This is a genomic window from Flavobacterium sp. FG139, assembly GCF_057809695.1.
Map to the genome: position 1 here is coordinate 22,363 of NZ_JBMDKL010000007.1, position 10,688 is coordinate 33,050.

Annotated in this window: 8 protein-coding genes and 1 tRNA gene; 2 read left to right on the forward strand and 7 right to left on the reverse strand. The window is 33.9% G+C overall.

Features of this window, described 5'->3' with window-relative positions; genetic code table 11:
- The first annotated feature begins 67 nt into the window (after positions 1-67).
- Both rseP and ACODSI_RS07305 read left to right on the forward strand, forming a co-directional pair.
- On the forward strand, positions 68-1,414 hold the full coding sequence (gene rseP, locus ACODSI_RS07300) for an RIP metalloprotease RseP (RefSeq protein ID WP_488916180.1): 1,347 nt from the start codon (positions 68-70) through the stop codon (positions 1,412-1,414).
- Positions 1,415-1,551: 137 nt separating this feature from the next.
- Positions 1,552-1,625 (forward strand) — tRNA-Asn (locus tag ACODSI_RS07305).
- A gap of 110 nt (positions 1,626-1,735) precedes the next feature.
- Here the strand turns inward: ACODSI_RS07305 and ACODSI_RS07310 are convergent.
- The 7 genes from ACODSI_RS07310 to ACODSI_RS07340 all read right to left on the reverse strand — a co-directional run bounded on the left by ACODSI_RS07310 (position 1,736) and on the right by ACODSI_RS07340 (position 10,682).
- Positions 1,736-3,592 (reverse strand): trehalase family glycosidase, encoded by a 1,857-nt coding sequence (locus ACODSI_RS07310; RefSeq protein ID WP_488916181.1) that lies wholly within the window; start codon positions 3,590-3,592, stop codon positions 1,736-1,738.
- On the reverse strand, positions 3,576-4,808 hold the full coding sequence (locus ACODSI_RS07315) for an MFS transporter (RefSeq protein ID WP_488916182.1): 1,233 nt from the start codon (positions 4,806-4,808) through the stop codon (positions 3,576-3,578). Before ACODSI_RS07315 ends, ACODSI_RS07310 begins: the two co-directional genes overlap by 17 nt.
- A 4-nt stretch (positions 4,809-4,812) precedes the next feature.
- Positions 4,813-5,742 carry a carbohydrate kinase family protein gene (locus ACODSI_RS07320; RefSeq protein ID WP_488916183.1) on the reverse strand — a complete coding sequence of 310 codons (930 nt, stop codon included), beginning with the start codon at positions 5,740-5,742 and terminating at the stop codon, positions 4,813-4,815.
- A 1-nt stretch (position 5,743) separates the two neighbouring features.
- Positions 5,744-6,919 carry a glycoside hydrolase 100 family protein gene (locus tag ACODSI_RS07325; protein WP_488916184.1) on the reverse strand — a complete coding sequence of 392 codons (1,176 nt, stop codon included), beginning with the start codon at positions 6,917-6,919 and terminating at the stop codon, positions 5,744-5,746.
- On the reverse strand, positions 6,912-8,222 hold the full coding sequence (locus ACODSI_RS07330) for an MFS transporter (RefSeq protein WP_488916185.1): 1,311 nt from the start codon (positions 8,220-8,222) through the stop codon (positions 6,912-6,914). Before ACODSI_RS07330 ends, ACODSI_RS07325 begins: the two co-directional genes overlap by 8 nt.
- Before the next feature lie 215 nt (positions 8,223-8,437).
- Positions 8,438-9,355 (reverse strand): GyrI-like domain-containing protein, encoded by a 918-nt coding sequence (locus ACODSI_RS07335; RefSeq protein WP_488916186.1) that lies wholly within the window; start codon positions 9,353-9,355, stop codon positions 8,438-8,440.
- Positions 9,345-10,682 carry a vanadium-dependent haloperoxidase gene (locus ACODSI_RS07340; RefSeq protein WP_488916187.1) on the reverse strand — a complete coding sequence of 446 codons (1,338 nt, stop codon included), beginning with the start codon at positions 10,680-10,682 and terminating at the stop codon, positions 9,345-9,347. Before ACODSI_RS07340 ends, ACODSI_RS07335 begins: the two co-directional genes overlap by 11 nt.
- Between the last annotated feature and the right edge of the window lie 6 nt (positions 10,683-10,688).

Below are 10,688 nucleotides of genomic sequence, written 5' to 3' on the forward strand. Positions count from 1 at the left end.
CATAATTGATGAAAAGTAAGGTGAAAACCTTACTTTTGCTTTTTTAAAATAAGACCAAATCATAAAAATGGAATTTGTAATCAAACTTTCTCAGTTTCTACTGAGTTTATCAATACTTATTGTTCTTCACGAATTAGGGCATTTTATCCCAGCTAAATTATTCAAAACTAGAGTTGAAAAATTCTATCTGTTCTTCGACGTAAAATATTCGTTATTAAAAAAGAAAATCGGCGAAACCGAATACGGAATTGGATGGTTGCCACTAGGTGGTTATGTAAAAATTGCCGGAATGATTGACGAAAGCATGGATACCGAACAGCTTGCAGGCGAACCACAACCATGGGAATTTCGTTCGAAACCAGCTTGGCAACGATTAATTATCATGTTAGGTGGTGTAACAGTTAACTTCATCTTGGCTTTCATTATTTATATTGGAATGACCTTTTATTATGGCGAACAATATATTGCTAACGATAACATTAAAGACGGTATTTGGGTGAGTAATCCAACCATTGAAAAATTAGGATTAAAAACAGGTGATAAATTTGTATCCATAGATGGAGTTAAAATTGACAAATTTGACGACATCAACAAAGAATTGTTTTTGGCTAAAGAAGTAGTTTTAAATCGTGATGGAAAAGAAGTTAAGGTTAAATTACCTCAAAACTTCATCTCACAATTGATGAAAGGGAAGAAAAATTCCTTAATTGATTTACGTATACCTTTTATTGTTTCAGGATATGGAGAAAAATCGCTCAATAAAGATGCCGTAAAACCTAAAGATATCATTACTAATATCAATGGAACTCCAATCAAATATGCCGATGAAGTTACTAGTATATTAGACAGTCTAAAAGGGAAAACAGTTTCAGCCACTGTGTTAAGAGAAAAAAAAGAACTAAAAGTTAATTTAAAAGTTAATGATAGTGCTAAACTTGGCTTGGTGTTCGCTGGAAGAATCCCATATGATAATATAGAAAAACTCGGCACTTATAAAATTAATAAATTAGAATATGGATTCGTACAATCGATTCCTGTGGGAATTGAAAGAGGTATTAACGAACTTGCAAGCTACGGAAAACAACTTAAAGCAATCTTTACACCAAGTACTGGAGCTTACAAAGGCGTAGGTGGATTTGGTGCTATTTTCAATATTTTTCCTACTTCATGGAGTTGGTTTGCGTTCTGGAGCATCACGGCATTGTTGTCAATTATGCTTGGTGTTATGAATTTATTACCTATTCCAGCACTTGATGGAGGACATGTAATCTTTTTATTATACGAAATGATCTCAGGAAAAAAACCGAGCGATAAGTTCTTAGAAAAAGCTCAATTGGTTGGTTTTGTATTACTTATTGCACTACTTTTATTTGCCAATGGTAACGACATCTACAAAGCAATTGTTGGGAAATAAAAAAAAATAAAAATTTCTTAGTTTTTATTTGCAAAAAATAAAAAACGCCCTATATTTGCAACCGCTAAACCGATAAACATCGGCTCTCAAAAGAGAAAAGCAATAAAAAACGTTCATAAAATTAAAAATATATAGTTTCCTCCTTAGCTCAGTTGGTTAGAGCATCTGACTGTTAATCAGAGGGTCCTTGGTTCGAGCCCAAGAGGGGGAGCTTTTAAAAAGACTTTACAGCAATGTAAGGTCTTTTTTGTTTTATGTAAGTTAATTTAAACTTAATTAACTAGAAAAGTTCATGGTTCTTTGGGAAATCAAAAATCGCCTTTAAGAGAATAACACTTCAGGATGCATCAATTGATTTAATTTTAGTTTTAAATCAGGATTTAACAACTTAAAACCGTATTGAAACGACGCATTCATCCAACCAAATCCCTCTCGGGTTATGTATTCAAAATCGGTGCCTTGATTGCCATATTCCGCAAATACTTTGTGAGAAGCACTCACTACATCATATTTCTCTGGAACGGTTCCATTATAATCACAGGCATTTTTTGTAATCATCCAAAGCCAACGGTAAATTAATTCTTGTGCTTTCTCATGATAGCCATAATTCATCAATCCTTGCCAAATAATAATCTGATGTGGTGGCCAACCATTTGGAAAATCCCATTGGCGTTGCATTTGATTAGCGCTAACAGCAGTTAATGCTCCAGCCGAACAGCCAGCAATACCACCAAGACAAATCAATTTTGGAAGCACCTTATTCACCATCCTATCTGCTTGTTCTTGTGTAGCAATGTTTGCCCAAAGAGGAAAAAAACTAGTAGCTGATAAAAATATAATTTGTGATTGGGTTTCTATATTGTAATCAAAAAAACACGAGTGTACTTCATTCCATAAATATTTATTCATCAATTGTTTTCTACTTTCTGCTTTTGATAACCAATAACTCTGATCGTATTTTCTACTTTCAATCTCGAAATTATCTTCAAAATACAGTGCGATTAATGCTGCAAAATCAGTTTCGTATTTGTATAACATCGCATTCAACTCTACCACATTCAACGAAGCACAAATCGCTTCAATTCGGTAACTGGTATCGTGGCCGCTTTCGCGAACACTTCGATCGTGAATAAAATACGCATCTAATTCGAGATTGTCTATTTTGCGCTCATAATACAATTTTTCATACTCGGGAATAGTTAAATTTCTAGCCTCTGCATAAGGCTTTAAAATACCGTCATAATGCCCAGGCTCTGTTTCAGGAGGTAAACCAAAACCTTGGGCAAAATAACGATTTAATCCATTTTCTGTTTGACGATTTCCTAAAACCATCCAAACCGTTTCATATTCAGAAATTGCAACTTGCAGTTGTTTTTTTAACCAATAAAAATCCTTATCTGGCATGGCTTCAAAAACCTCGCGAATCATACTAGAAAAAAATGGTGGTTGCGTTCGTGTTAAATAATACGAGCGATTGGCATTTAGGATTTTGCCATAATGTGTTATTTGATAGGTAAAATTTTCAACCATACTTTTGGCTAAATCCAATTCCCCATCTATGATCAATCCAATGTTTTCAAAATAACTGTCCCAGCCATACATTTCATTGAACCTTCCGCCAGGAACTGCAAATGGTACACCCGACGTTTTTCCGTCAACTGTTTGTAGCGCCAAAGCTAAAATCCCACCTTCATCATTAATGCTGCTTACGTATTCTGGAGTTATGTTTTTAGGAAGTTGTACGACTTTAATATTGAATTTAGAAACCAATCCTCGATAATATTGCAATGCAAAATCATCCGTATATGGCACATAAATAATCGATTTCTCCGTTTTCGATTTCGAGTCGGTTACAATTTTCTCCAACCCTTTCTCATCCATAGTTCGAGTCAATCCGTTCCAGAAATACTGTTTGATCATTCTGGAAATTCGATTGGCTGGCAATTCGAAAATAGCATCGGTTTCAATACAACTCGATTTATTTTCTTGAGTCAAGATGAGTTCTTGCAACAAATTGGATAAAAAATAAGTACCTTCAACTACAATATTTTCAGCATCAGCATTCAACACAAAACGTTTAAGCCCTTTGTCCTCAATGGTTATTCTTTTATCTCCATCAACATCTTCTTGAAGTAACAGTTGTGAAATAGTTTGTTCAATATTAAGCTGTAGCTTCATTTTTTGCAGTAAGTTTTTTTAATATAAAAAATGAAATAAGCAACATAAACATCGGAATTAACGTGAAATAAAATGCATTTTCTGGCCCTTCATTTTTAAACAAATAGCCAATAACTCGCGAACCAATGGTTCCGCCTAGCGCTGAAAAAACAACTATCAATCCAGTCATTGGACTGTGTAACTTTTTGGGTAATGCACTTAAAACAACCGAATTTAACAACGGATAAATTGGCGCAATAAACAATCCTACCAATGGAAATGCAAAAGCAACTAAAGGAATATCTTTAAACGAATTTACCGTCAATTCTTTTGTACTAAGACTTACCGCTTTTGGTAAAATAAAAACTACAATCAACATCGACATTAAGACACAAAAAGTAAGCACCCAAATCCAATTGATTTTTTTAGTAATTATCCCGGCCAACAGACGTCCTGCTGCCAAAGAAATTGCCAAAATACTGGCCATCATAATGCTAATATTTTCTGGCAAATGCAATACTTTATTATTAAATGTAGGCAACCAAGACATGATTCCTTGTTCTATCATCACAAATAAAAAGGCACTTATAACAAAAACAATAATTAAAAGTTTTGTCAGTAACTTAAACATTGATGCAAAATCTTCAGACAAATTGGTTCCAACTGCTTCCGTTTGATTTTTATAGGACGAAAAGAATAAAAATAAAAAAGATACTAACGAAATAGCGGCCAATAACCAATATACATTTAGCCAAGAATTTGGATTCTCAGACGAATTGAATGCCGGAAAAAGAAAGTAAGCCAAAGCGATTCCAATCATAAAAACACCCTCAATACTGCTCATCAAACTGTTGTGTTCTTTTTGATTTTCAGTTACCATTCCTATCAACGAATAGACCGAAACTTTAATTAAAGCAAAGGAAACTCCTACTGTTGCAAATAATATTTTAGCCGAATTGAATGAATTTCCAAAGTACATAAACACACAGGCAAAAATGACCAAACCCATTCCAATTAACATCCCTCTTTTATAGCCAATTCTTGGTAAAAAAGAAGCAATAAAAAACGACACAATTGCGATTGGTAAATCCTTAAAAGCCTCTAAAATACTAACTTGAACTTCATCAACACCATAATTTTGCTGCGATTTTAGCATCACAATTCCAACGCTGTTTAACAGAATTGCAAACACAAAATAGTTAAGATACATCGCAAGTTTTATAGAGCTGTTTTTCATAATTCTAATTATTTAAATAATCTTTAAAGTCGATTCCATCGGGTAATCTACCTACATTTTGAAGTTTTAAAGAAGCTAATTTTTGGGCTATGGAAAGACTTTCTTCTAAGGTTTTTCGTTTTAATTGAGCGTATAAAAAACCCGTCCAAAAGGCATCACCTGCACCGGTGGCATCTTTAATTTCATTAACAAATAATGCTTCTTGAATAAACAATCCGTGATTGATATCCGAAAGCACTACACCTTTTTTCCCTTTTGTTAGGCAAATAGTTGAAGCTCCGAGACTGTGAAAATAATCAAAAATATAATCTTCTGATTTTACTTCTGCAAAAAGTCGATAGCAGTCGTCTTCACTTAGCTTTACTAACGGATCATTTGAAAGGTATTCTTTGATAACTTGCATCGCTTCTTCTCTGTTGGGCCAAATGCGTTCAGAAAAATTAATGTCAATACTCAGTTTCAATCCCAATTCTCTAGCTTTAGCAGCTCGATTTAAAATGGTAGTTCGTGCCGGATTTTTACTTAAAGCAAAACAAGTAGTATGGAATATTTTGGCATCGGTCAAGAGCTCATCAGGCAATTGATTTTCGAAAATTTGACAATCTGCCTCACGATAGGGAATAAAATCTGGTGTTTCTGTCGATTTTGAAACAAATATAACCGAGGTTGGAGTGGTTTCCAATTTGTTAATCTGTGCCGTATTTACATTATTCATTTTTAATTTTCTGACAATATAATCGCCCAGTCCATCTTGCCCACAAGTGGCTACCAAAACCGAGTTAAACCCAAGTCTGGAAGCATTCACAGCAACATTAGTTGGTGATCCACCCAAAAAACGATGGTAATCTTTGGTGCTGTTTATAGAGGTATTTACTTCATGACCAATAAAATCAATCAGAACTTCTCCAATACAAATAATATCTATTGTTTTCAAATTAAACTAAAACTTTAAAATTATTAAATAACGATTGATGTACCATTACTGTCGCAGCTGCGCTCCAAGCACAAAAAGAAACTCCGTTAGGTTCTTGTGTTTTGGTGTTGAAATTTTCGTAAAATGAAAAATTATTAATCGAATTGGCATGGTTTATTTTACTTAAAACATGCATTGCTTTTTTAGTTTCTGATTTTGCTACTAATGCCAGACCAAAAAAACCATTAACCATTGGCCAACTTCCGCCATTATGAAATTCATATGGAAAATTTCGGAATTCATATTTGCAATTGTTTTTCAACAGATTCCAGTGTTCATCGTTTTCAAAAATAGGTGGCCAAAAAGCTGGAAGCAATCCTAATTTTGTGGAAGATGCCAATAAATCGGCATTACTTATTATCTTATTTTGAAATTCTTCCGAGCCAATGTTCAAGATTAAAATCAATGAAGTGGCAAAAGCATCAATATTCATTTTGTAACCCGCAGGCGAAAAAGAACAAGGAAAGAATCCATTAAATTCTATTTCACTATAGGCTTTTTCGTGGTATTTTTCTTTGGTCGAATTGGGGAAGAAATTAACTTCAATTTGTTCTATAATAGCATTACATTTTTGTGCTATTGTATTGCTTTTCATGAAATGATTGTAACTCTTCAAGGCCCAAACACGCAACAATTGATCGTATATAACATAACCGTCAGTAATATACTCATCGGCCCAATTGCCCGAAAGCGGCACATAAATAAGGTGTTTATTATTGAATTCCCAAGAATCTAAAAGAGCTAAACATTTGTCTATTTCCGTTTGGTATTTTTTAATAAACGTTACATCGTTTGTATAAAATGCGTACTGACAAACACCAATAACAAACCAAGTTATAGCATCTACTCTTCCAGCCAATCCACCATAACTCACTTCTGTTTTTCTTTCATTTATCAAAACATTAGAAGGTATTGTTCCTACTATGTGTTGGTGTTTTGCTAGGGTTTCTAAGGTGTTTTTAAAAGCTTCAATTAGTTTCTCATCGCCAGATGCTAAGGCTGATATGCCACAAATAACACCGTCTCTAGCCCAAACTCTCTTATAATTTGTTGTGTTTTCTGCACTGGCTAAAAATCCATTTAGCGAGGCAACTTCATGCAATAATTCAATTGCTTTTTGGTAGGCTATATTATTCACTAATAACTTGCTTTTTTGTTTTCATAAATAAGGTACATAAAGCACTTAAAACCAATAACACTCCAGCAAAAGTTATAGCCAATCGCGGATCATTGTTTAAAAAATGCTTCATGATGTATCCAAACGTAATGGTTTGAATAAACATTGGAATTACAATCATCATATTTATAATTCCCATATACACCCCATAACGTTCTTTTGGAATACTAGAAACCACCATGAGGTAAGGAATTCCCATCATACTTGCCCATCCAATTCCGAAACCTGTAATGGCTGGAAATAATAAATATTTATTTTCAATGTGTGGAAAAATTAAAAACCCTATTGCTGCCAAAGTCAAGCATCCAAAATGCACATATTTAGCCGAATATTTTTTTGCAAAACCAACCAAGGCAAAAGCCACTAAAAAGGTAACCACATTATACCATCCATTTACCAAACCCGTCCAGCTTACCGCTTGCTCATAGCCTTCTGGATTTGATTTAGGGGTAACATTCCAAACCGAAAGCGCTATACTTTTGGAAGAATTTTGCCAATAACAAAACAATGCATACCATTGAAATAAATAAACTAATGCCAATTGCCACATTACTTTTGGCATGTCTTTAATTGCAGAAAAAATATCAATAAATGGGGTGAAAAAGTTTAATTTTTCCGACTTTATTAAACGCAACTCTTCTTCGGTAGGTGGAATTTCTTTAGTAGTATGCGAACTCCACCATACAGATGCTATCGAACAAATTGCTCCTAAAAAAAAGGAAGCAAAAACCCAAGTCGGTAACTTTCCTGTGGTTCCAATAAAAATTAATGGAAATATAAACAACGAAACATTAGCTAGAGTTTGACCAAAACCAGTGAAGAAACTCTGTGCTTGAAAGCCCATTGGTTGTTGTGAATCGTCAAGTTTGTCTGCTATGAAGGCCCTATAAGGTTCCATTGCGGTGTTGTTCCCAGCATCTAAAATCCATAATAATCCTGCAGCCATCCATAATGAACTACTAAACGGAAAAAGAAATAAAGCGATACTACATACTAAAGCTCCAATTAAAAAAAAGGGTTTTCTTCTACCGCCCAATCTGGGTGACCAGGTTTTATCACTTAAAGCTCCAATTAAAGGCTGAATTAACAAACCCGTTAATGGTCCAGCCAAGTTTAGCAAGGGTAATTGATCGGGACTTGCTCCCAAAAAATCGTAAATTGGATTCACGGCACTTTGTTGCAAACCAAAACTATATTGAATGCCAAAAAAACCCACATTCATATTAATGATTTGCCAAAAACTTAATTTTACTTTCATGCTCATAGTTGAATCCCTTAAAAATTAAAAATAGTTTCCACATCAATGAAGACGAGGAAACTATTAATATTAAACAAAATGTATGAAAAACTATCCTAACATATATCTATGTAAGTCATAATTTTAAGTACATTCAAATATAAAGTTCTTAAGTATTTTGTCCTTTATAATGTACTGAAAATCGGCAAAAAAGGTCACGAAATCGTTTTCGTAAAATGTTTTTACTTTGTAGAATAAGGCATCACGATTTGTGTTTCCCACTCTATTTCGTTACCGCCATTAAATGGATTAGCAAAAAAATGTTCTAATGGTTTGTTCTCCAGAACAAGGTTGTGTTCTTTGGCATAATCTAACAATGCAAACCAAGCACGGTCTGAAGTTCTCATATTGCCATAATAAGTAGCTTTCAAACCTTTCATTGCAGGAATCGTTTTAAACTTCACTTTATCACTTGGAATATAAGCCGTAGCTCTGTCTATAGGAAAGCAATAATTAAATTCAATTTGCTCAGAATCTAAGTCCCATTTTACAATTTCCACATAAGGCTTTCCAGTGATTTTAATTTTATTGTTGGTCAAATACAATGTAATTGCAGCATCGTTCATGATCATCATTTGAGCCTTTTCTTGCAAGACGCTTTTCAGATTTATATAGGCCACAAACTCTTCTTGAGAAGTTCCTTCTCCATTGATTTTGACCTTAAAATTTTGCAAATGTGCTGTCAATGCTTCTTTAAAAGATTTAATTTTTTTGATTTGCTCTTCTTTAAACTTTGTTTTAAAAAAAGGTGCTGTCAATCGATTGTAAAAACTATTACCTTCTTCTTTAATATCCACTTGAACTTCGGTAATGGAATCGTTAACTGGGGTTAATTTCCAAGTATAGTCAAACTTCTGATTTCCTTTTGTCATTTTTTGTGCAATGAAATCAAAATTGTTTTTTTCTACTATGACATACTGTTCGTTCTGACTTTTAAGTTGCTCATTAGACCAATCTTTTATACCTTGAAATACTGTTGCGGTAGCTGTTTTAGCCTTAAAAGTAATGGTATAATCGCTTTTTTTAAGAAATAAATACCAAACAGATACCGCAGTAAAACCTAGTAAAAATACAATGAAATACTTCTTTTTATTTGACATCTTTTTTCAAAAATTTTAATTTTTTAACAATAAACTCACCAACATTTCTACCTTGAATAATTCCGTTTTCAATGGCTGCTTTATAATGAATTCCACCATAAAAACGGCTCATAGAGGCTTCTTTAGCCGCATCTTTAAACGACTTGAATTTTCTACTTGGTAAATTATATGCTAATTCTGTATCGTCTAGATAAACAAAATTCTCTCCAAAAACAGACGTTAAAACTATAGAAGAACATGTTGAAGCTACCGAATGTCCACTGGTATATTCTGGAAAAGGTGGTGTTTGAAGTAATGGTTTCCAATCTTCATCAATATTTTGATTGATAACTGTTTCCGGACGCACTACATTACTTCTAAATTTTTCATCCCAACAACTGATAAAAGCATCAAATAACCCGATGGAAGTGGCTGTAAAAGCATACACGGTTTTATCAAAATCGGCTTTGGAAGTCTTGCAAGCAATTTTAGTAATACCCATCCAATGTCCGCCAGGCGTAATTTTCTTTTTGGCAAACATCATATGTCCTTGATTTACGGTTACATACGGATTACAATCCCAAAACTGTGCAATTTTCATTTCTTCCGAGGTATCCCCTTTTTTAATCATCATTTGACTGATATCATATACTTCTTGCGCTTGTTTAAAAAATGGCGAATTTTTATCGGTAGAATACTTCAAAGCTGGAGCTGGTTTAAACTGTGATGACGAATCCAAAACCAAGGTTCGAATTTTACCCCAATGTGGTTCAACGGCATCCATATAGGAAGGCGGAGTGGGTTGCCATCTTGATTTGTCATTGGCAAAAACCGAATATTTTGGAAACGTACGGGTTTGTTTGTAATTGTCTTTTCCCATCCATTTTTTAATACGTTCGGCCACTTTTAGTCCATATTCTTTTGAAACTTCAAATTCTTTTGAATTTTCATTCTTCCACTTTTTATACAAACTATCACGGAATTTTTCAACCAAGTCTTCTGAAAAAACTAAGGCTTTACTCACTTCCATATGAGCGACCAAAGCCGCTACATTTTTATTGACACCACTTTTAGCATCCAATTTCGGAATCGAATCCAATCCTTTCAATTGCCCTTGAAGCGAATTGTAAGTAGAACTATTTTGAGAAATAACCTCATAAGCTGCAATATTAGGATAGGTATAAATCCTACTGGCTACAGGCGGCGAAAAAATATCGTGAATCAAGATTTGGGTCACATTATCTATCGATGCTTCATAATCGGATGGAGTTACTACAATTGAAGCTTGTTTTTTACAAGAAACAACCAACATACATAGTGCTGCTAGGGAAACTAATTTAAATTTCATTGTGTA